Genomic DNA, 21,948 nt, shown 5'->3' with positions numbered 1-21,948 from the left:
AGAATCGCGCGATGCCCATCGCCCGAGCACTCGCCCTCCTGTGCGCGCTGCTGGCCGGCGCCGCCCGGGCCGACTGGCTCGAGGGCTTCCGCGACCCGGAGGACGGCCGCTTCGACCTGTCGGAGTGGCTGCTCGATCGCAAGGGCGTGCTGCCGGTCCCCTTGCTGATCACCGAGCCTGCGCTGGGCATCGGCGGCGGCGTCGTGGGGCTGTTCTTCCGCGAGTCCATGCGCGAGCGCGGGGAGAAAGCCAGGGCCACGGGCCGCATCGCGCCGCCCGACATCTACGCAGCCGGCGTGATGGGCACCGACAACGGCACGCGCGGCGCGGCGCTCGGCGGCATGGTGAGTTCGGAGGACGGCCGCTACCGCTGGCGCGGGGCCGTCGTGAAGCCGGACGTGAACCTCGAGTTCTTCGGCGCGGGCGGCAACGGGCCGGGGCGGCAGTTCAACATGGAAGGCCTCGTGTCCATCCAGCACGGCATGGTGCGGCTCGGCGAGTCGGACACCTGGCTCGTGGGGCGCTGGAACTGGTTCGACCTGAAGAACCGCTTCGACCCCGGCGTGCCCGGGGGCGTGGTGGGAACCTTCGAGGGCGCGAACACGGCCTCGGGACTCGGCGTGTCGCTGGAGACGGACACGCGCGACACGATCTTCACTGCCTCGCGCGGCTTCAAGGCGGGGCTCGACCTCACCTTCTACGACCCCGCCATCGGCAGCGACCAGCGCTTCCAGGCGTACCGCGGCTACGCGTTCGGCTACTGGCCGGTGGCGAAGTCGGTGGTCATCGGCGCGCGGGCGGACGCGCGCAGCACGGGGGGCGACGTCCCGTTCTACCTGCTGCCGTACGTGGAGCTGCGCGGCGTGCCGCTGCTGCGCCTGCAGGACCGGCACACGGCGCTGGTGGAAACGGAAGTGCGCTGGAACGTCGATGCGCGCTGGGCGGCGATCGGCTTCGTCGGCGCAGGCCGCGCGTGGGGCACGAACACCGGCTTCTCGCAAGGGACGGACACGGTCACCAAGGGCGTGGGCTTTCGCTACGAGATCGCGCGGCGCCTGGGACTGTCGGCCGGCGTGGACTGGGCCTGGAGCACCCAGGACCGCGGGTGGTACGTGATGGTGGGGTCGGCCTGGCGGTGATCAGGCCGCGGCCGCCTCTTGCGAGGCCGGAACCGACGACGCGATGACCCCGCCGCCCAGGCACACCTCGCCGTCGTAGAGAACGGCCGACTGGCCGGGCGTCACCGCCCATTGCGCGTCCTGGAACTCCAGGCGGAAGCCCGCGTCGGTGCGCGCGAAGCGGCACGGCGCGTCGGACTGGCGGTAGCGGGTCTTGGCGGCGTAGCGGCCTGGCGCGGGCGGCTCGCCGGCGATCCAGCTCACGTCGTCCGCCGCCAGCGCCGACGACTGCAGCCAGGGATGGTCGTGGCCCTGCACGACCCAGAGCGTGTTCTTCGCCACGTCCTTGCGCGCCACGAACCACGGCGCGTGCTCGCCGCCCCCGCGGGCGGCGCCCTTTTCCTTGACGCCGCCGATGCCGAGCCCCTGCCGCTGCCCCAGCGTGTAGAAGGACAGGCCCTGGTGCTTGCCGATGGTGCGGCCGCGTTCGTCCTTGATCGGCCCCGGTTCCTTGCTGATGTAGCGATTGAGGAAGTCGCGGAACGGCCGCTCGCCGATGAAGCAGATGCCGGTGGAGTCCTTCTTCTTCGCGTTCGGCAGGCCCACCTGTTCGGCGATCTGGCGCACCATGGTCTTGCGCAGCTCGCCCACGGGGAACAGCGTCTTCGCCAGCTGCTCCTGGTTCAGGCGATGCAGGAAGTAGCTCTGGTCCTTGCTCTCGTCCAGGCCCTTGAGCAGCTCGAAGCGCCGCACGTTGCCGCCGGGGCTGCGTTCGCGCACGCGCGCGTAGTGGCCGGTGGCGATCTTCTCGGCGCCCAGGCGCATGGCGTGGTCGAGGAAGGCCTTGAACTTGATCTCGGCGTTGCACAGCACGTCCGGGTTGGGCGTGCGGCCGGCCTGGTACTCGCGCAGGAACTCCGCGAACACGCGATCCTTGTATTCGGCGGCGAAGTTGACGTGCTCGATCTCGATGCCGATCACGTCGGCGACGGCGGCGGCGTCGACGAAGTCCTCGTTGGAGGAGCAGTACTCGCTGTCGTCGTCGTCTTCCCAGTTCTTCATGAAGATGCCGACCACGTCGTAGCCCTGCTTCTTGAGCAGCCAGGCGGAGACGGCGGAGTCGACACCGCCGCTGAGGCCGACGACGACACGGGGCTTGGTGGGCATGGGGGAATTATCCGCGAGGGGCTTTGTCCTCATGGGAGCGCGGAAACACCGGCGGCCAAACGAGCCGCGGGGTTCCGTGTGGCATCCCTCCAACGAGGCTCGCCATTGCATGGGATTTTTTCGCGTCACACCTCCTTTCGGGGGGTAGGGGCCGCGGACCCTTGCATGCTGTAATCGCGCGCTGTGCCGCCGTCCAGCCGGGGACGGGCGCAGCGGGTGCCGGGAGCGCCCGCCGTGCGGGCACAGGGCACCATGCAGAGATTCCTTTTCATCCACCAGAATTTCCCGGCGCAGTTCGTGCACGTCGCCCGCGCGCTGGCGCAGCGCGGGCACGAGGTCGTGGCGCTCGGCATCGAAGGCCGGCCGGTGGAAGGGGTGCGCTTCCTGCGCTACGAGGTCAAGGCGCCGCAGCGGCGCCCCGTCGACCCGGTCATGGGCGACTTCGAGACCAAGGCCATCCGCTCGCAGGCCTGCGCCGCGGCCATGGAGCGGCTGAAGGCAGAAGGCTTCCGTCCCGACATCATCGTGGCCCACCCGGGGTGGGGCGAAGCGATGTTCTGCAAGGACGTCTTCCCGCAGGCGCGGCTGGTGGTCTTCGCGGAGTTCTTCTACAACGCCGAAGGCGCGGACTACCTGTTCGACCCCGAGTTCTCCCGCGACACGGTGATGGCGCGCGCGCGCCTGCGCATCAAGAACACGGTGCACCTGCACGCCCTGAACGCCGCGGACACCATCTACTCGCCGACGCGCTGGCAGCGGGACCGGCTGCCGCCGGAGTACCGGGCGCGCACGCAGGTGATGTTCGACGGCATCGATACGCGGGTCGCCGCGCCGAACCCGGACGCCTGGATCCAGCTGGCCAAGGCGGGCGTGCGCCTCGCCCGCGGCGACGAGGTCATCACCTTCGTCAACCGCAACCTGGAGCCGTACCGGGGCTTCCACGTCTTCATGCGGGCGCTGCCGGAAATCCTGGAGCGCCGGCCCAACGCGCACTGCGTGATCGTCGGCCGCGACGCGGTCAGCTACGGCTCGCCGCCTGCCGGCGGCGGCACCTGGCGCGAGGCCATGCTGCGTGAGGTGGGCGCACGCCTGCCGAAGGGGCGCGTCCATTTCCTCGGCGGCCTGCCGTATGCCGACTACCTGCGCGTGCTGCAGGTTTCGGCCTGCCACGTTTACCTGACGTATCCATTCGTACTTTCCTGGAGCTGCATGGAAGCGCTCAGTACGGGATGCACGGTGGTGGCCAGCCGCACCGGCCCGGTGGAAGAAGTGATCACCGACGGCGTGACGGGGCGGCTCTTCGACTTCTTCGACGTTCCGGAGCTTTCCCGCTCTGTGATCGACGTTCTGGAAAACCCTGAAGCGCATGCTCACCTCGGTCGCAATGCACGCGAAAGCATGCAGCGCACCTACGACATCGAACGTTGCCTGGCCGGGCAAATGTCCATCGTGGCACCCCGTTTGGGGGATGTCGCGCCGGCACACTAGATCGGCTTGAAACAATCTGTTAGAACCTGAAACCTCGCAAATCGACCCTGCTGGAGACGTAATCAATGGCCAATATCACCGGTGACGGAAACGACAACTACCTGCCTGGCACTGCGTCGGCGGACACGATCTCCGGGTTGGGAGGCGACGACAACATCAACGGGCTGGGCGGCAACGACAGCCTCGACGGTGGCGACGGCGACGACTACATCGTGGCGGGCGGCCAGGGCGAGGGCGGTTCCGACACTGTCAACGGAGGCAACGGCGTCGACATCGTGGCCTACGACTACAGCAGCCGCACGACAGCCCTGAACTTCAATGCCACCGGCGCGAGCGGGACGCAGGTCGACCCGGCGGGCGGCACCGACACCCTGAGCAACATCGAGGAGTTCGACGTGTACGGCGGCTCCGCCGGCGACACGATCACCGGCGACTCGATGCAGAACATCTTCTTCGGCAACGGCGGCAACGACACGCTGACCGGCGGCGTGGGGCGCGACAGTTTCGGCTACACGGTCGGCATGGACAACGGCATCGACCGCATCACCGACTTCGGCGCGGGCGACGACATCAGCATCGAGTACGCCGAGGGCACCACCTATCCCTTCTGGCTCGACTCCAACATCCAGGCTGGCGACAACCCGGCCGCCCTGTACAGCGGCCAGGTGATGGTCGGCACGACCACCAGCGGCGTGACCCGCATCTTCATCGGCACCGACTACACGCCCGGCGCCGACATCACGATCGACCTGGTGGGCAGCTTCACGGCGGCCGACTTCGCCGTCTACGACGGCGACTGGGGCGCATCGCTGGTCTACAACCGCGCGACCGAAGGCGACGACAACCTGGTCGGCACCTGGGACAACAACGTCATCGATGGCCTCGGCGGCAACGACTACATCGACGGGATGGATGGCTGGGACACGCTGTCCGGCGGCGATGGCAACGACACCATCGGCGGCAGCATGGGCAACGACGTCCTGAACGGCGGCGCGGGCGACGACGAGCTGTATGGCGACGAGGGAGCCGACACGCTGAACGGCGGCGCCGGCGACGACTACATCGACGGCGGCGTGATCACCGACCTGGCGAACTACTCCGACCTGAACTGGGTGCGCTTCGACGGCGCGACCACCGGCGTGGTCGTGAACCTGCAGACCGGCACGGCGCAGGACGGGCAGGGTGGCACCGACACGCTGGTGAACATCAACTGGGTCACGGGCACCCAGTTCAACGACAGCATCACCGGCTCCAACAGCAACCTCTTCGAGCAGCTCGAAGGCGGAGCGGGCAACGACACCCTGGACGGCGGCCTCCTCAACAGCGGCTTTACCGCACGCGCGGCGTATACGTCGGCGACCACCGGCGTGAACGTGAACCTCGGGACCAATTCGGCGCTGGACGGCCTCGGCGGCACCGACACGCTGATCAACATCTCCCAGGTGCGGGGCTCCGCCCACAACGACACGCTTACGGGCAGCAACACCACCGCGTGGGTGGAAGGCTTCGACGGCGGCGCCGGCAGCGACACGATCGACGGGCAGGGTGGCATCGACGAGTACCGCGTGGATAGTCAGACGGCCGGCGGGAACGTGAACCTGCTGGCCGGCACCGCGCAGGACGGCTGGGGCAGCACGGACACGCTGCTGAACATCGAGAACGTGCGCGGCTCGGGCTGGAACGACACGCTGGCCGGCGACAACGGCAACAACCTGCTGCGCGGCATGGCCGGCGGCGATTCGCTGATCGGCAACGCCGGCAACGACACGCTGCAGGGCGGCGACGGCTCCGACACGCTCAACGGCGGAGCGGGCAACGACACCCTGGACGGCGGCACGATCTTCGACACGTTCAACTACAGCGACGGCAACTGGGTGAACTACGTCAACGCCGGCATGACTTCCGGCGCGGTGATCAACCTGCTGACGGGCCAGGCGCAGGACGGCCTGGGCGGCACGGACACGCTGATCAACATCAACTTCGTCACGGGCTCGGACTTCGCCGACAGCATCACGGGCGCCAACAACGGCATCTTCGAGATGTTCGAGGGCCGCGGCGGCAACGACACCCTGGACGGCGGCGCCTTCGTGCAGGGCAGCGGCGCGCGTGCCGCCTACCAGAGCGCCACCACCGGCGTGACCGTCACGCTGGGCGGCACCAGCGACGGCACGGCCAGCGACGGCCTGGGCGGCACGGACACGCTGCGCAACATCCAGCAGGTCCGCGGCAGCAACTTCAACGACGTGCTGACCGGCAGCGACACCACGGCGTGGGTCGAGACCTTCGAAGGCCGTGCCGGCAACGACACCATCAACGGCATGGGCGGCATCGACGAGTACCGCCTGATGGACAACCTGCCCGGCGGCGCCGGCGGCATGGTGGACCTCACCGCGGGCACCGCGAACGACGGCCAGGGCGGCAACGACGCGATTTCCAACATCGAGAACATCCGCGGCTCGAACGGCAACGACGTCCTGATCGGCAACGGTGTCGGCAACTTCCTGCGCGGCCAGGGCGGCACCGACCTGCTGCGCGGCGAAGGCGGCAACGACACCCTGCAAGGCGGTGACGGCGACGACACCCTGCTGGGCGGCGACGGCGACGACATCTTCAACGCCGGCGCCGGCGAGGGCGGCAACGACACCATGGACGGTGGCGCCGGCTACGACATCGTCAGCTACTCGCTGCAGACGATCGGCAGCGGCGGCGGCCAGTACTTCTTCATCGCCTCCGCCGGCAACACGCAGTGGGACACGGCCGGCGGCTACGACACCCTGCAGAACATCGAGGAAGTCAACGTCTACGGCAGCGAGGGCAGCGACACGATCTCCGGCAACGAGCTGCGCAACTGGATCCACGGCACCGGCGGCAACGACACGCTGACCGGCAACGGCGGCTTCGACACCTTCTCGTACACCGTCGGCCAGAACAGCGGCGTCGACCGCATCACGGACTTCGGCAACGGGGGCGACAACATCCAGGTCCAGAACTTGACGGTGAGCACGACGATCCTGGCCGGCGACAACGCGTCGGGCCTGGGCCTCGGCCAGGTCATGGTCGGCAGCGCGAACATGGGCACGACCCGCGTCTACATCGGCACCGACACCGTCGCCGGCGCGGACCTCGTGATCGAGCTCGCGGGTGACTACGCCGCCGCGAACTTCATCGCCGGCAACGACCAGTGGGGCGCCAACATCACCTACTCGGCGCCGGTTTCCGGCACGCCTACGCAGGGGGACGACAGCCTGTCCGGCACCCCTGGCAACGACTTCATCGACGGCCAGGGCGGCAACGACACCATCGACGGCCAGGGCGGCGACGACAACCTGTTCGGCAACGTCGGCAACGACTCGATCCTGGGCGGCGCCGGCAACGACCGCCTGCAGGGCGACATGGGCAACGACACGCTCGACGGCGGCGAAGGCACCTTCGACACGGCCGTGTACGCCTTCTGGGGCGCCACTTCCGGCATCACGTTCACCTCCACCCTGGCGAGCGGCACGCAGGCCGACGGCATGGGCGGCGTCGACACGCTGCTGAACGTCGAGGAGCTGCAGGTCTTCGGCGGCCAGGGCGCCGACAGCATCGTCGGTGGCGCCGAGCACAACTTCCTGGAAGGCGGCGGCGGAAACGACACCCTCACGGGCGGCGTCGGCGGCGACAGCTTCGCGTTCGAGATCGGGTCCAACCCGCTGGGCCAGGACCGCATCACGGACCTGGGGGCCTACGACAACCTGCATTTCCGCTACATGACGGTCAGCAGCGTGACGGCCGGGAACGGCTCCACGGTGACGATGGGGCAGGTGCAGATCGGCGCGTACGACTCGGCGACCGACACCACGCGCGTGTACGTGGGCACGGACACCGTGGCCGGCGCGGACCTGCTGATCGACCTGACCGGCAACATCAAGGCTGCCGACTTCCAGATCTTCAACGGCGACGGCCACGGCAACCTGAACTACATCCCGGGCGTGAACTACACCGGGACCCCCGGCCCCGACACGATCAACGGCACGCCGTCGGACGACACGCTCAGTGGCCTGGGCGGCGACGACAACTTCTGGGGCGACGCCGGCAACGACTCCATTTCCGGTGGCGACGGCAACGACTTCATGGCCGGCGGCCAGGGCAACGACACGCTCGACGGCGAAGCCGGCACCGGCGACATGGCCGGGTACTGGGACGCCACCAGCGGCGTGACCGTGAACCTGCAGGCCGGCACGGCCACGGGCGGCTCCGGCAACGACACGCTGCGCAACATCGAGAACATCGGCGGCTCGCAGTTCAACGACACGCTGATCGGCAACGGCGCCAACAACTACATCGACGGCGACCTCGGCGACGACTCGATCGACGGCGGCGCTGGCAGCGACATGGCCGGCTACAACAACGTGTCCGGCGCGGTGACGGTGAACCTGATGACGGGCCGTGCCACGGGTGCCGCCGGCAATGACACGCTGACCGGCATCGAGAACATCGGCGGCTCGAACTTCAACGACCTGCTGACCGGCGACAACAACGCCAACAACCTGATCGGCAACGGCGGCGACGACACCCTGATCGGCAACGGCGGCACCGACTTCCTGGACGGCGGCGCGGGCAACGACAGCATGAGCGGCGGCGCCGGGCGCGACAACTTCGCGGGCAGCGCGGGCAACGACACGATGGACGGCGGTGCCATCACCGAGCGCATCGGCTACGCCGACCTGAACACGGTGAACTACACCAACTCGGCGACCACCGGCATCGTGATGAACCTGCAGACCGGCATCGTGCAGGACGGCCAGGGCGGCATCGACCAGCTGACGAACATCAACTTCGTCACCGGCTCGAACCACGCCGACAACATCCTGGGCTCCACCGAGACCAACCTGTTCGAGCAGTTCGAAGGCGGCCTGGGCAACGACACGATCGACGGCGGCGCCATCGACGCCACCGGCAGCAACAGCAACCGCGCCAGCTACCAGAACGCATCCGCGGCGGTGACGGTGAACCTGGCTGCGGGTACTGCGACCGGCGGTGCCGGCAGCGACACGCTGTACAACATCAACCACGCCACGGGCTCGAGCTTCGGCGACACCCTGATCGGCTCCAGCTCGGCGGTCACCGAGCAGTTCGAAGGCCGCGGCGGCAACGACACGATCGACGGCGCGGGCGGCATCGACCTCGTGCGCTACGACGGTTCCACGGCCGCGGTCACCGCGAACCTGGCGACCGGCACGGCGTCCGACGGCTGGGGCTTCACCGACACGCTGCAGAACATCGAAGGCCTGCGCGGCTCCGCCTTCAACGACGTCCTGACCGGCGGCAACGCGGCCAACGACGCGATCGAGTTCTTCATCGGCAACGCCGGCAACGACACGATCGACGGCGGCAGCGGCTACGACCGCGTGCAGTACGACAGCAGCACGGCGGGCGTCACCGTGACGCTGGGCGGCGCCTCGGACGGCACGGCCAGCGACGGCTTCGGCGGCACGGACACGCTGCGCAACATCGAAGGCGTGCGCGGCTCGGCGTTCAACGACGTCCTGAACGGCAGCAACATCGCGACGCGCGAGACCTTCGAAGGTCGCGGCGGCAACGACACCATCAACGGCGGCGGCGGCCTGGACGTGGCGATCTACGGCGGCAACCGCGCCGACTACACGATCACCCGCAGCGGCAGCAGCTACATCGTCAGCGGCGGCGCCGACGGCACCGACGTGCTCACGAACGTCGAGCGCCTGTCCTTTGCCGACGGTACCCTGTCGCTGGCCAAGGCGGCTTCGGACTTCGACGGCGACGGCAAGTCCGACCTGCTGTGGCGCAACGCGCGCACGGGCTACGACGCGATCTGGTCCGGCGCCAACGGCGAGACCACGCAGCCGATCGACAGCGTGCCGGACGCGCGCTTCAAGATCGCCGGCATCGGTGATTTCGACAACGACGGCCGGGCCGACGTGCTGTGGCGCAACGCCAGCACCGGCGCCAACGTGATCTGGCGCAGCGGCAACAGCGGCAGCGCCATCGCGGTGGAATCCGTGGGCGACAACAGCTGGACCGTCGGCGGCATCGGCGACTTCAACGGCGACGGCGCTTCCGACATCCTGTGGCACAGCAATGCCAGCGGCCAGAGCATCATCTGGGCGAGCGGGAACGTCGCGACCTCCATCGGCGTGGACACCGTCTCCGACACCCGCTGGTACACCGCCGGCGTGGGCGACTTCAACGGTGACGGCCGCTCCGACATCCTGTGGCGCAACGACGGCTCCGGCGAGAGCTCGATCTGGCTGGGCGGCGACAGCGCCACGAGCCAGGCCGTGGCGGGCATCGGCGACCCGGCGTGGGCTCTGGCCGGCATCGGCGACTTCGATGGCGACGGCAAGTCCGACCTGCTGTGGCGCAACGAGGTGACCGGCGCGAACTCCATCTGGAAGGGCGGCGACGCCGGCAACCAGCAGCTCGTCGACGGCATCGGTGACGTGCACTGGCAGGTAGCTGGCGTGGGCGACTACAACGGCGACGGCAAGTCCGACATCCTGTGGCGCAACTCCGTCACGGGCGCCGACGCGATCTGGAACGGCGCCAGCAGCGCCGACGGCATCGCGGTGTACCCCGTCACGGGCGACCAGTGGACCACCCCGGGCCAGACCGGCGTGACCGAGCGCCACGCCACGGACTTCGACTTCGACGGGGACGGCGTGTCCGACCTCGTGTGGCGCAACGTTTCCACCGGCGGCAACGTCGCGTGGGACGGCGCGGACCCGGCGGCGGCGCAGGCCATCGGCGACGTGTCCACCGCCTGGAAGCTGGCCGCGCTCGCCGACTTCAACGGCGACGGCAAGGCCGACATCCTCTGGCGCAACGCCACGACGGGCGAGAACGCGATCTGGGGCAGCGGCGACAGCGCCGCCACCTTCTACGTGGACGCGGTCGCGGACACCAACTGGAAGGTGGCCGGCGTGGGCGACTTCAATGGCGACCACACCGCGGACATCCTCTGGCGCAACGTCTCGACGGGTGCGAACGTGATCTGGAACGCCGGCAGCAGCGCCATGTCCCAGGCCGTGGCGGCGGTCGGCGACCAGAACTGGAAGGTCGCGGGCATCGGCGACTTCAACGGCGACGGTTCCGACGACATCCTGTGGCGCAACGCCGCCACCGGCGACAACGCGATCTGGCGCGGCGGCGACGCCGCCCAGGGCCAGGCGGTGTCGTCGGTGGGCGACAGCAACTGGAAAGTTGCCGGAATCGGCGACTTCAACGGCGACGGCACGGATGACGTGCTCTGGCGCAATGCCTCGACCGGCGACAATGTCATCTGGCGCGGCGCCGACGCTGCCCAGGGCCAGGCGGTGGCGAACGTCGACACGAGCTGGAAGGTCGCCGGCACCGGCGACTACAACGGCGACGGCGCGGCCGACATCCTGTGGCGCAACGGCTCCTCCGGGGCGGACGCGATCTGGCTGGGCGGCAGCGCCGCCGATGGCCAGGGGGTGGTGCAGGTCGCCGACCAGAACTGGACGGCGCCCGAGCAGGACAACGTCTGGCTGAACGCCGACGGAACGTACGGCGTCTGAGCACGACCCGGAGGTCGTGAGAGGGCTGCCCTGGCGGGCAGCCCTTTTGTTGTGAAGGAGCCGCTCGCGCGGCCGGGAAGAGGGGGGAGCCCATGGGGCCCGTGCAGGAGATCAGGATCTTTCTGGAACGCAGCCGCACGGTGTTCGCGTCGGCCGCGGCGTTCAGCCTGTTCGTGAACCTGCTGATGCTGCTGCCGTCCCTGTACATGCTGCAGGTGTACGACCGCGTGCTCACCTCGCGCAACGTCGACACGCTGCTGATGCTGACGGTGCTGGTGGTCGGCCTCTACGGCGTGCTGGCGGTCATCGAGTGGGTGCGTTCGCAGCTGCTGGTGAACGCCGGCATCGCGCTGGACCAGGACCTGTCGCCGCGCCTGTTCGATGCCTACGTGCGCCAGCGCGCGCGAGAGAAGGGCGCCGCGGCGGATGCGGCCTTCAGCGACGCCGCATCCGTGCGGCAGTTCCTCACGGGCACCGGCCCGTTCGCGCTGTTCGACGCGCCCTGGACGCCCGTCTTCCTGCTGGTGATCTGGCTGATGCACCCCGCGCTCGCGCTGGTGGCCCTGGTCGGCGCGCTGCTGCTGGTGGCCCTGGCCTGGGTGAGCCACCGCGCGTCGCAGCAGTCGCAGGAGCAGGCCTCGGCGCTGCAGGTCGCCAACCAGCAGGCCGCCTACGGCTACGGCCGCAACCACGAAGCCGTGCTGGCGATGGGCATGCTCAAGCCGCTGCGCGAGCGCTGGCTGGCGAAGCAGCGCGAGCAACTCGCGGTGCAGGGCGGCGCGGCGCGGCAGGTCGGCCTCGTCGCCTCCGCCAGCCGCCTGATCCGGCTGCTGCAGCAGACCGCGATCCTGGGCGTCGGCGCCTACCTCGCGGTGAAGGGGCAGATCTCTCCCGGCGTCATGATCGCGTCGTCCATCCTCATGACGCGCGCGCTGGCGCCGCTGGACCAGGGCATCGGCTCGTGGCGCCAGTTCGTCGCGGCGCGCGCGGCCTACTTCCGCCTCGACAAGCTGCTGCGGCAGAACCCGCCCGAGCGGACCAAGACGCGCCTGCCGGAGCCGGTGGGCGAAGTCGCGATCGAGCAGCTCACGCTCGTGCCGCCCGGTGCCCAGGCGCCGGTGCTGGCCGACATCGACTTCCGCATCAAGCCCGCCATGGCCGTGGGCGTGGTGGGGCCGTCCGGTTCCGGCAAGAGCTGCCTCGCGCGCGCGCTCACGGGCGTGTGGACGCCGGTGCGCGGCGGCGTGCGCCTCGATGGCGCCGCGCTCGCGGACTGGGACGAGGAGCAGCTCGGCCCCGCCATGGGCTACCTGCCGCAATCGATCGAGCTGCTGGAAGGCACGGTCGCCGAGAACATCGCGCGCTTCGGCGCGGTCGACGACGAGAAGGTCGTGGCGGCCGCCCGCACAGCCGGCATCCACGAACTGATCCTGCGCCTGCCCCAAGGCTACGAGAGCCCCATCGGCCAGGACGGCCTGCGCCTGTCCGGCGGCCAGCGCCAGCGCGTGGCCCTGGCCCGCGCGATCTACGGCAAGCCGAAGTTCATCGTGCTGGACGAGCCTAACTCCAACCTCGACGAGGAAGGCGAACTCGCGCTGCGCTCCGCGCTGGCGGAGATGAAGGGCTGGGGCGCGACGGTGGTGGTCATCACGCACAGCCGGTCGCTGCTCACCGCCACCGACGGCATCCTGGTGCTGAAGGAAGGCAAGCTGGTGGTGTACGGTCCGACGGCCAGCGTCCTGAAGCAGTCCGCGGGCCCGCGGCCGGTAGGCAGGGAGGCCGCGGCATGAGCGCGATGGAGCAGCTGCAGCAGGACAACCGCAAGCTCGTGCGGCTCGGCGTCGGCGTGCTGGCCGCGTCCTTCGGCGTGTTCGGCCTGTGGGCCGCCTTCGCGCCGCTGGACGAAGGCGTGCAGGCCCCCGCCGTCGTGCAAACCGAGGCCAAGCGCAAGCCGATCCAGCACCCCGTGACCGCGGTGATCACGAAGGTGTACGTGAAGGAGGGTGAGGTCGTGCGGGCCGGCGCGCCGCTGGTGCAGCTCGACGACTCGCAGGTGGCCGCGAACTTCCTCGCGGCGCAGTCGCAGTACCTCGCGCTGAAGGCCGCCGAAAGCCGCCTCGCCGCGGAAAGCGCGCGCACCAACGACATCGCCTTCCACCCCGAGCTGCTGCAGGGCGACAACGCCGCCGCCGCGAAGGAATACATCGAGCGCGAGCGCAAGCTGTTCGCCACCCGCCGCGCGGCGCTGGCCGCCGACGTCTCGGTGCTCGAACAGTCCGTGCAATCCGCGCGCGAGCAGGAGAAGGCCTACGCCGCGCAGCTCAAGGGCCGCAAGGCGCAGCAGGAGCTGGTCGAGCAGCAGATCAAGTCCACGCGCGAGCTCGCCGCGGCCGGTTTCGTGTCGAAGACCAAGCTGCTCGAGGAAGAGCGGATGATGGTCGAAGTGGCGTCGCAGGTGAGCGAGCTCACGGCCAACCTGGACCGCAGCCGCGCCAACATCACCGAGCTCACGCTGCGCATCGCGCAGCGCCAGCGCGAATTCGCGCGCGAGGTGGAAGCCTCCGCGGCCGACGTGCGCAAGGAACTCGGCGCACTGCGCGAGCGGCTCGCCGGCGCCGGCGCGGAGTTGAAGCGCACGCGCATCGTGTCGCCCACCGACGGCACGGTCGTCGGCCTCGCGATCCAGGCGCAAGGTGCCGTGGTCGTCGAAGGCACCAAGATCATGGACATCGTCCCGCAGCACGAAGGCCTGCTGATCGAGGCACAGGTGCCGACCGACGTCGTCGACCGCGTGCACGCCGGCCTGCCGGCGGACGTGCGCTTCACCGGCTTCCCCGACCTGCCCTTCCTCGCCGTGGAAGGGCGCGTGCTGTCGGTGTCCGCCGACCGCATCGAGCAGCAGGGCGAACGCCCAGCCCACTTCCTCGCGCGCGTGGAGATCACGCCCGAAGGCTGGAAGAAGCTGGGCGACCGCAAGCTGCAGCCCGGGATGGGCGCCGACGTCCTGATCAAGACCGGCGAGCGCAGCCTGCTCGCCTACCTCCTGAAGCCCCTGGTGCGCCGGACCGCCGGCGCCATGACCGAGCACTGAACCCCTTGCCTGCTGCCTCCATGCGCGCGCGTCCCGCCTTCCGGATCCTGCTTCCCTTCCTGGCCCTGGCCCTTGCCGGCTGCGCCTCGCCGTTCCTGCCGCGGGAGGGCCCGTCCACCGACGCCATCCTGGAAGCGCCGAACGCCGAGCCGTCGCGCGGCATCCAGGTCCTGGACGTCACGCCGGAGCTCGCCCGCAAGGCGCGTGCTTCGCGCCAGCAGCGCCTGTTCTCCGGCACCTGGGGCGAAACGCAGAAACCCGGCTTCCGCATCGGCGCCGGCGACGTGCTGGAAGTGACCGTGTGGGAGGCGCCGCCTGCGAGCCTGTTCGCGAGCACGCTGCTCGACCCGCGCAGCACTGCCTCCACCGCGCGCGCGTCCGTGCTGCCGGAGCAGATGGTCAGCAACGCCGGCGACATCAACGTTCCCTTCGTCGGCCAGGTCCGCGCCGCCGGGCGCGAGCTGCGCGCCATCGAAGACGACATCGCCCGGGGCCTGCGCGACAAGGCCAACCAGCCGCAGGTCATGGTGCGCGTGCTGCGCAACACGACGAGCACCGTGACGGTCGTGGGCGAAGTGAACAACAGCCTGCGCATGCCGCTCACGGCGCAGGGCGAGCGCCTGCTCGACGCGCTCGCCGCTGCCGGCGGCACGCGGCAACCGGTCGGCAAGATGCAACTGCAGGTCACGCGCGGCAGCCAGGTGCTGGCGCTGCCGCTCGACCAGATCATCGCCGACCCGCGGCAGAACATCGTGCTGCAGCCCGGCGACGTGGTGACGGCGCTGCACCAGCCTTTCAGCCTCACGGTGCTGGGCGCCACCGGCAAGAACGAGGAACTCGCCTTTGAAGGGCAGGGCCTCACGCTGGCGCAGGCGCTCGGTCGCGCCGGCGGCCTCCAGGACTACCGCTCCGACGCCACCGGCGTGTTCATCTTCCGCTTCGAGGATCCCGCCGTCGTCCCGCGCCAGCTGGATGCGCCGACCGACGCGGACGGCCGCGCGCCCGTCGTCTACAAGGTGGACCTGCGCGACCCGGCGAGCTTCTTCGCCGCGCAGGACTTTCCGATGCGCCACCGCGACGTGCTGTACGTCGCCACGGCGAAGGGCGCGGAGCTGCAGAAGTTCCTGAACATCATCTCCTCCATCGTGCTGCCCACGGCCACGGTGCGCGCGCTCGGACAGTAGCGGGAGTGACGTGGACGGCGCGCTGCTCATCGACGTCACCCGGCTGGTCGGCCGCGCCGTGCATGGCCGCCAGGCCACGGGCGTCGACCGCGTCTGCGCCGCGTACGTGGAGCATTTCGGGTCGCGCGCGCAGGCCGTGCTGCAGTGGGGCGAGTGGCGCCGCATCGCGTCGTACCGCACGTCGCAGCAGCTCTTCGATGTGCTCCTGGCGCGACCGGCCGACGCGCCCGCGCGCCTGCGCAAGGTAGTCGCGCGCGGTTGCGTGCCGCCGTGGCCGCGCCAGGACGGCCGCAACCGCCTCTCGCTGAACATCGGCCACCAGGGGCTCGACCGGCCCGGGCTGGTGCGCTGGATGCGCCGCACCGCGCAGCGGCCACTGTTCTTCGCGCACGACCTCATCCCGATCACTCACCCGGAGTACTGCCGGCCCGGCGAGCAGGCGCTGCACGCCGCGCGCATGCACAACCTCCTGGACGGCGCGACGGGTGTCGTCGCCAACTCCGCGGCGACGCTCGCCTCCATGCGGCAGTTCGCCGAGCGCGCGGGCACGCGCCTGCCGCCGGCGATCGCGGCACCCATCGCCGGCGCGCAGCTCGCGGGAGAAGCTGCAACGTCGCCGCTCGCGCGCCCTTACTTCGTGGTGCTCGGCACGATCGAGCCGCGCAAGAACCACCAGTTGCTGCTGCACGCGTGGCGCGAGCTGGTGCAGCGGATGGGATCGGCGGCGCCGCAGCTCGTGGTGATCGGCCAGCGGGGCTGGGAATGCGAGAACGCCGAAGACCTGCTCGAACGCTGCGAGGCCTTGCGCGGACACGTGCTCGAGGTCGGCAGTTGCAGCGACACGGAATTGGCCCGCTACCTGCGCCATGCGCGCGCGCTGCTGTTCCCGTCCTTCGCCGAAGGCTACGGACTGCCGCTCGTGGAGGCGCTGGCGCTCGGCACGCCCGTGATCGCGAGCGACCTCGCTGTGTTCCGCGAAGTCGCCGGGGCGATCCCCGAGTACCTGCATCCGCTGGACGGCCCGGGCTGGGTGCAGGCGGTACGCGACTACAGCGACGACACGACGCCCCGCCGCGCCGCGCAATGCGGGCGTCTCGCCGGTTTCCGCGCGCCGACCTGGCGCGACCACTTCGAGCAGGTGGAAGCTTTCATGGAGGCGCTGCAGTGAGCGTCGCGATGTTCACCCCAGGGCCGCTCGCCGCGCTGGGTTTCTCCCTGCGCAAGCGGCCGCTGCTGCGCCAGTTCACCGGCCGCGACGACATCCGTTTCCTCGCTTCCGCGGCGCGGCTGCCGCAGGAGGGCACGCTGCTCGCCTGGGGCAGCACCGTTCTGGCCGACGTTCCCGCGGGCCTGCGCATCGTGCGCGTGGAAGATGGATTCCTGCGCTCCGTGGGCCTGGGCGCCGACCTCACGCGCCCGAGCTCCTGGGTGTTCGACGACACCGGCATCTACTACGACGCGACGCGGCCGAGCGCCCTGGAGTCGCTGCTGCAGCGCGGCGAGCGCAGTCCCGCCGAGCGCGCCCGCGCCCGGGCGCTGCGCGAGGCGGTGGTCGCCGCCGGCCTCACCAAGTACAACCTGCCCGAGCGCCGCTGGCACCGCCCGCGCGGCGACCGCCGCGTCGTGCTCGCCTGCGGGCAGGTCGAAAGCGACGCCTCGCTGCGCCTGGGCGGCACAACGGTGCGCAGCAACCTCGCGCTGGTGAAAGCGGTGCGGCGCGCATGCCCGGACGCGTGGCTGGTCTACAAGCCCCACCCCGACGTGGTCGCCGGCCTGCGGGCACGCGGCGAGAACGAGGCGCAGGTGGCGCGGCACTGTGACGAGGTGGTCAGCGAAGCGTCCGTGCCCGCACTGGTCGAAGAGGTCGACGAGGTGCACGTGATGACGTCGCTGCTGGGTTTCGAGGCGCTGCTGCGGGGCAAGCCGGTGGTCTGCCACGGATCGCCTTTCTATGCCGGATGGGGACTCGCGCGCGAAGTGCAGCAGCATCCGCGCCGTGCAGGCCCCCTCTCGCTGGACAGCCTCGTGCACGCCGCGCTGGTCGAGTACCCGGTGTACTGGAGCCGCGAGGCGGGCCGCCGCTGCTCGCCGGAAGAAGCGGTGCAGGAACTCCTGGCCCTGCGTGCGCGGCGCCCCGCCGTTGCCGCGTGGCGCCGCGTGCTGCGGCCGCTGCTGGCCCGTGCCTGAAGCGGAGGACGCGCGATGGCGAACGTGGCACTGGTGGGATTCGGCAGCGTGGGCGACCTGCATCCGCTGCTCGCGATCGGCGCCCACCTGCGCACGCGGGGGCATCAGGTGGTGGTCCTCACCAATCCCCGGCTGGCGCACTGGGTCGCGCAGGCCGGCCTGGTGCTGGAGCCCGTCGGCAGCGCAGACGAATACGACGCCGCGATGCGCCATCCGCGGATCTGGCACCCGGTCGACGGCCTCGGCGTCTTCTGGCGCTACCTGCTGCGCGGCGCGCTGCGCCCGACTTACGCGGTGCTGGAGCGCCTGCAGCGCACCGGCCGCTGGGTCGCGGTCGCCTCGCCCGTGGCGATGGGCGCGCGCATCGCGCAGGAGGCGCTGCGCCTCCCGCTGATCTCGGTCTACACCGCCGCGACGATGTTGCGCAGCGTGCGGCACCCCTTGACGCTCGCCGCCTGGCGCGTGCCGCGGCTCGTGCCGGAAGCCGTGCTGCAGCTCGCGTGGAAGGCGCTCGATGCGCGCAAGCTGCAGCCGCTGGTGCTGCCCGCGCTCGAGGACTTGCGCGGCGGCCTCGGCCTGCCGCCGCTCGCGCGCTCCGTGTTCGGGGAGTGGATGCATTCGCCGCTCGCGGGCGTGGCGCTGTTCCCGGGCTGGTTCGCACCCGCGGCCGCCGACTGGCCACCGCAGGTGCGGCAGGCGGGATTCGCGCTGTATGGAGCGGATGCGCGCGAGGGCCTGTCGCCGGCGTTGCAGGAGTTCCTCGACGCCGGCAGCGCGCCGGTGGTGTTCGCCCCGGGTACCGGCGCATTCCAGCCGGAGGCGTTCCATCGCGCCGCGGTGCAGGCGTGCATTGCCACGGGGCGCCGCGGCGTGCTGACCGGCGTGGTCGCGCCCGATCTCCTCGCGACGCTGCCTGCCTCCATGCACGCGACGCCGTATGCGCCGTTCCCGCTGTTGCTGCCCCGCGTGAGCGCGCTCGTGCACCACGGCGGCATCGGCAGCTGCGCGCAGGCCTTGCGCGCCGGCATCCCGCAGCTGGTGGTGCCGCAAGGCTACGACCAGTTCGACAACGCGATGCGCATCGAGGCGCTCGGCGCCGGAGCGTCGGTGGGCGCCGCTGGCTTGCACCGCCTGCCCGGCGCGCTCGAGCGTCTGCTCGCCACCCCGGCTGCCACGGAGGCCGCGCGCCGCCTGGCGCCCCGGGTGACGGCGGAGGCTGCGCTGGAGCAGGTGGCCACGCTCGTGGAGGCACACGCATGAACGCCCGCGTGCAGCGCCGGCACGTATTCTTCGTGAGCGGCTTCGACCCCAAGGGCGCGGGCTGGTACCACGCGCTGTACGCGCGCAATGCCGCGGCGCAGGCCGGCATCACTGGCTGCCGCTACGAGGTGGGGCCGCGCCGCCGCGGCGACGACGGCAACGCCACGTGGACCATCCGCCAGACCGGCGCGGACGGCACGGCGGACACCACCTACGAATACGTGCGCTGGGACGACCTCGTACGGGCGCACTGGCCGCGGCGCGCGCTCGACGTGGCCCTTGCCGCGCTCGCAACGTACTGGGCCATGCTGCGCTCGGGGAGGCTGGCGCAGGTGCACGGGGCCGCGCCGCGCACCCTGGTGCCACTCGCCTTTCCCGCGCTGTTCTGGCTCTCCATCCTGCTGCTCGCCGTCGTGGCGGGCGCGGCCGTCGTGGCGTGGCTGCCCGCCGGACTGCTGCCGCGCGTGCTGGCGGCGCTCGCCCTGTCCGCCGTGCTCGTGGCGGCCGCGCTCGCCTGGGAGCGCAGCCTGCACACCAGCTGGCTGCTGCGGATCTACCGCTTCGCGCACCTGCACGCGATGGGCGAGGTGCAGGGCCTCGACGAGCGGCTGGACCGCCTGGCCAGGCGCATCGACGAGAAGGTGCGGGATCAGGCGATCGACGAAGTGCTGGTGGTGGGTTTCAGCGTGGGCAGCATCCTCGCGGTCAGCGCCGCGGCCCGTGCGGCGGAGCGCGGCGCACCGTTGTCCGGCCGACTGTCGCTGCTCACCCTGGGCCACTGCATCCCGCTGCTGGGGCTCATGCCCGCTGCCACGCGGTTCCGCGCGGAGCTCGCGCGGCTGGCGCGGGAAGAAGGGGTGAGCTGGATCGACTTCTCCTCGCCGACGGACTGGGGCAGCTTCGCGCTGGTGGATCCGGTGCCGCTGTGCCTGGGCGCGGCGGCACCGCCGCCGGGCGACCGGCGCTTCGTCTCGCCGCGCTTCCATGCGCTCTTCGCGCCGGCCACGTACCACGCCCTGCGCCGCGACAAGCGCCGCATGCACCTGCAGTACCTCATGGCGGGCGAGCGCGATGGCGGCTACGACTATTTCGCGCTGACCGCGGGGCCGCTGCCGCTGCGCGCGCACGGCGGCACGGGAGTGCCCGCATGAAGCACTTCTGCCCCGCCTACCCCGCGCCGCGGGCCACGCGCGCATCGCCGCTGGAGCTGTTCCGCGCGACGCGCCGCTCGTGGCTGGAGCCGCTTTACGAGCGCAGCTACCGCATGCAGATGGGCGAGGTCCACCTGCCAGGCCTGGACCTCTACATGGTCAACCAGCCTTCGCTGGTGCGGCGGGTGCTCGTGAAGGAGTGGCAGCAGTTTCCCAAGAGCCCGCGCCTCGTCGCCGCGCTGCAGCCGCTCCTGGGCGGCGGGCTGCTGATCGCGAACGGCGAGGCCTGGGTGCGGCAGCGCCGGACGCTGCAGGCCGTGTATTCGCAGGCGAGCGTCGACATGGTGTTCCCGCACATGCTCGCCGCCTGCGAGGCGATGCTGGAACGTTGGCGCCAGCTGCCGCAGGGCTCGCACGACCTGGAGCCGGACCTGAACCACGTCGCCGCCGACGTGATCTTCCGGACCATCTTCTCGCAGCCGATCGAGGGCGCGGATGCGCGCAAGGTGTTCCAGGCCTTCCAGGCTTACCAGGCGGTCGCGCCGGCGCTCACGCTGCCGGCGCTCTTCGGGTTGCGCTGGTTCACGATGCCCTGGCACCGGCGGCGCAGCGCGCGTGCGGCGGCGCAGATCCGGCAGCTGATCGAAGCCATGGTGCGGCCGCGCATGGAAGCGATGGCCCGCGGCGAGCGGCCGGAGCAGACCGACATGCTGTCCGTCCTGCTGGAGGCACGCGATCCGGAGACCGGCGCGGCGCTGGCCTTCGACGAGGTCGTGGACCAGGTCGCCGTCATGTTCCTCGCGGGCCACGAGACCACCGCGAGCGCGCTCACCTGGGCGCTCCACCTGCTGGCCAACGCGCCGGACGTGCAGGAGCGCGCGCACGCCGAAGTCGCGGCGCGCATGGGGGCGCGCGCGCCGCGCGTCGACGATCTCAAGGAACTGCCACTCGTGTGGAACGTCTTCCGCGAGGCGCTGCGGCTGTTCCCGCCCGTGGGCTTCCTCGCGCGCGAGGCGGCGGCAGCTTGCCCGATGCGCGACAAGCAGGTGCCCGCCGGAGCCACCGTGATGGTGGCGCCCTGGCTGATCCAGCGGCACCGCGAACTGTGGCAGGAGCCGGACGCCTTCGACCCCGACCGCTACCTGCGGCCCGACGGCCAGGAAGGCCTGCGCGAGGCCTGGCTGCCGTTCGGGCTCGGGCCTCGTGCCTGCCTCGGCGCCGCGTTCGCGTTGCAGGAAGCGGCGCTCGTGCTCGCCACCGTGCTGCGCGCCTACCGGCTCCATCCGGCGGCGGGGCACGTGCCGTGGCCGGTGGGCCGCCTGACGATCCGGCCGGCCAACGGGTTGCGCCTGGTGCTCGAAGCGAGGAGGGCGGCATGAAGGAACGGGTTGGCGGCTTCGTCCTCATGACCTTCATCGTCCCGATGGCGATCGTGGGCTACCTGATCCTGGTGGTCGTGGGTTTCTTCGGGCCCACGCACCGCGGGCGCGCCGGCGTGCGCGCGCTGGACCACTTCGTGAACGCGACGGTCTTCAACGGCTACGCGTGGGAGAGCGTGTCCTCGCACGCGTGGCGCGAGCGCCACCGGCGCTGGGCGCGCGTGGTGATCTGGTGCACCGACCGCTTCCAGCGCAACCACTGCCAGCGCGCGAACAGGCGCGAGCAGCCGATCGTGGACCTGGCCCTGCAGAAGGGCCTCGAGAAACAGACCATCTTCTGAGGCGGCGATGACGGCAGTGCGGC

General features: G+C 70.7%; 13 protein-coding genes. 12 read left to right on the top strand and 1 reads right to left on the bottom strand.

From position 1 onward, the window contains the following. The first annotated feature begins 11 nt into the window (after positions 1-11). On the top strand, positions 12-1,139 hold the full coding sequence (locus H8N03_RS21970; protein ID WP_187078370.1) for a BamA/TamA family outer membrane protein: 1,128 nt from the start codon (positions 12-14) through the stop codon (positions 1,137-1,139). On the opposite strand, the gene mnmA is transcribed toward H8N03_RS21970, so the two are convergent. Then, a complete protein-coding gene (mnmA, locus tag H8N03_RS21965) occupies positions 1,140-2,285 on the bottom strand; it encodes a tRNA 2-thiouridine(34) synthase MnmA (protein WP_187078369.1) in 1,146 nt (381 codons plus the stop codon). A gap of 252 nt (positions 2,286-2,537) precedes the next feature. Between mnmA and H8N03_RS21960 the strand changes: the two genes are divergently transcribed. The 11 genes from H8N03_RS21960 (at position 2,538) to H8N03_RS21910 (ending at position 21,925) form a co-directional block, all read left to right on the top strand. Then, positions 2,538-3,773: a glycosyltransferase gene (locus H8N03_RS21960; protein ID WP_187078368.1), complete on the top strand. Its 1,236-nt coding sequence runs from the start codon at positions 2,538-2,540 to the stop codon at positions 3,771-3,773. 65 nt (positions 3,774-3,838) lie between these two features. Beyond that, entirely contained in the window at positions 3,839-11,332 is a 7,494-nt protein-coding gene (locus H8N03_RS21955) for an FG-GAP-like repeat-containing protein (protein ID WP_187078367.1), read from the top strand. A gap of 92 nt (positions 11,333-11,424) precedes the next feature. Then, complete coding sequence (locus tag H8N03_RS21950; protein WP_187078366.1) at positions 11,425-13,122, top strand: type I secretion system permease/ATPase; 1,698 nt, start codon at positions 11,425-11,427, stop codon at positions 13,120-13,122. Further along, positions 13,119-14,423, top strand: coding sequence for an HlyD family type I secretion periplasmic adaptor subunit (locus tag H8N03_RS21945; protein WP_187078365.1), 1,305 nt, complete (start codon positions 13,119-13,121; stop codon positions 14,421-14,423). The genes H8N03_RS21950 and H8N03_RS21945 overlap by 4 nt, the downstream gene beginning before the upstream one ends. A gap of 20 nt (positions 14,424-14,443) precedes the next feature. Beyond that, positions 14,444-15,607, top strand: coding sequence for a polysaccharide biosynthesis/export family protein (locus H8N03_RS21940; protein WP_187078364.1), 1,164 nt, complete (start codon positions 14,444-14,446; stop codon positions 15,605-15,607). A gap of 10 nt (positions 15,608-15,617) precedes the next feature. Then, positions 15,618-16,775 carry a glycosyltransferase family 4 protein gene (locus tag H8N03_RS21935; RefSeq protein WP_187078363.1) on the top strand — a complete coding sequence of 386 codons (1,158 nt, stop codon included), beginning with the start codon at positions 15,618-15,620 and terminating at the stop codon, positions 16,773-16,775. Beyond that, on the top strand, positions 16,772-17,794 hold the full coding sequence (locus H8N03_RS21930) for a capsular polysaccharide export protein, LipB/KpsS family (protein ID WP_187078362.1): 1,023 nt from the start codon (positions 16,772-16,774) through the stop codon (positions 17,792-17,794). Before H8N03_RS21935 ends, H8N03_RS21930 begins: the two co-directional genes overlap by 4 nt. Positions 17,795-17,809: 15 nt before the next feature. Next, positions 17,810-19,054, top strand: coding sequence for a glycosyltransferase (locus H8N03_RS21925; protein WP_187078361.1), 1,245 nt, complete (start codon positions 17,810-17,812; stop codon positions 19,052-19,054). Beyond that, the gene (locus H8N03_RS21920) at positions 19,051-20,205 is read left to right on the top strand and encodes a hypothetical protein (protein ID WP_187078360.1); all 1,155 of its coding nucleotides are present in this window, start codon (positions 19,051-19,053) and stop codon (positions 20,203-20,205) included. Before H8N03_RS21925 ends, H8N03_RS21920 begins: the two co-directional genes overlap by 4 nt. Next, on the top strand, positions 20,202-21,584 hold the full coding sequence (locus H8N03_RS21915; RefSeq protein WP_187078359.1) for a cytochrome P450: 1,383 nt from the start codon (positions 20,202-20,204) through the stop codon (positions 21,582-21,584). Before H8N03_RS21920 ends, H8N03_RS21915 begins: the two co-directional genes overlap by 4 nt. Beyond that, complete coding sequence (locus tag H8N03_RS21910) at positions 21,581-21,925, top strand: hypothetical protein (RefSeq protein WP_187078358.1); 345 nt, start codon at positions 21,581-21,583, stop codon at positions 21,923-21,925. The genes H8N03_RS21915 and H8N03_RS21910 overlap by 4 nt, the downstream gene beginning before the upstream one ends. Positions 21,926-21,948: the final 23 nt, after the last annotated feature.

This window comes from Ramlibacter cellulosilyticus, assembly GCF_014297465.1.
Taxonomy (GTDB): Bacteria; Pseudomonadota; Gammaproteobacteria; order Burkholderiales; family Burkholderiaceae_C; genus Ramlibacter; species Ramlibacter cellulosilyticus.
This window is presented reverse-complemented; position numbering and strand designations above follow the sequence as displayed.

Coding starts and splice junctions, on each gene's coding strand:
- H8N03_RS21950 (WP_187078366.1), top strand. CDS start 11,425: ATGGGGCCCGTGCAGGAGATCAGGATCTTTCTGGAACGCAGCCGCACG.
- H8N03_RS21910 (WP_187078358.1), top strand. CDS start 21,581: ATGAAGGAACGGGTTGGCGGCTTCGTCCTCATGACCTTCATCGTCCCG.
- H8N03_RS21945 (WP_187078365.1), top strand. CDS start 13,119: ATGAGCGCGATGGAGCAGCTGCAGCAGGACAACCGCAAGCTCGTGCGG.
- H8N03_RS21955 (WP_187078367.1), top strand. CDS start 3,839: ATGGCCAATATCACCGGTGACGGAAACGACAACTACCTGCCTGGCACT.
- H8N03_RS21920 (WP_187078360.1), top strand. CDS start 19,051: ATGAACGCCCGCGTGCAGCGCCGGCACGTATTCTTCGTGAGCGGCTTC.
- mnmA (WP_187078369.1), bottom strand. CDS start 2,285: ATGCCCACCAAGCCCCGTGTCGTCGTCGGCCTCAGCGGCGGTGTCGAC.
- H8N03_RS21925 (WP_187078361.1), top strand. CDS start 17,810: ATGGCGAACGTGGCACTGGTGGGATTCGGCAGCGTGGGCGACCTGCAT.
- H8N03_RS21915 (WP_187078359.1), top strand. CDS start 20,202: ATGAAGCACTTCTGCCCCGCCTACCCCGCGCCGCGGGCCACGCGCGCA.
- H8N03_RS21940 (WP_187078364.1), top strand. CDS start 14,444: ATGCGCGCGCGTCCCGCCTTCCGGATCCTGCTTCCCTTCCTGGCCCTG.
- H8N03_RS21960 (WP_187078368.1), top strand. CDS start 2,538: ATGCAGAGATTCCTTTTCATCCACCAGAATTTCCCGGCGCAGTTCGTG.
- H8N03_RS21970 (WP_187078370.1), top strand. CDS start 12: ATGCCCATCGCCCGAGCACTCGCCCTCCTGTGCGCGCTGCTGGCCGGC.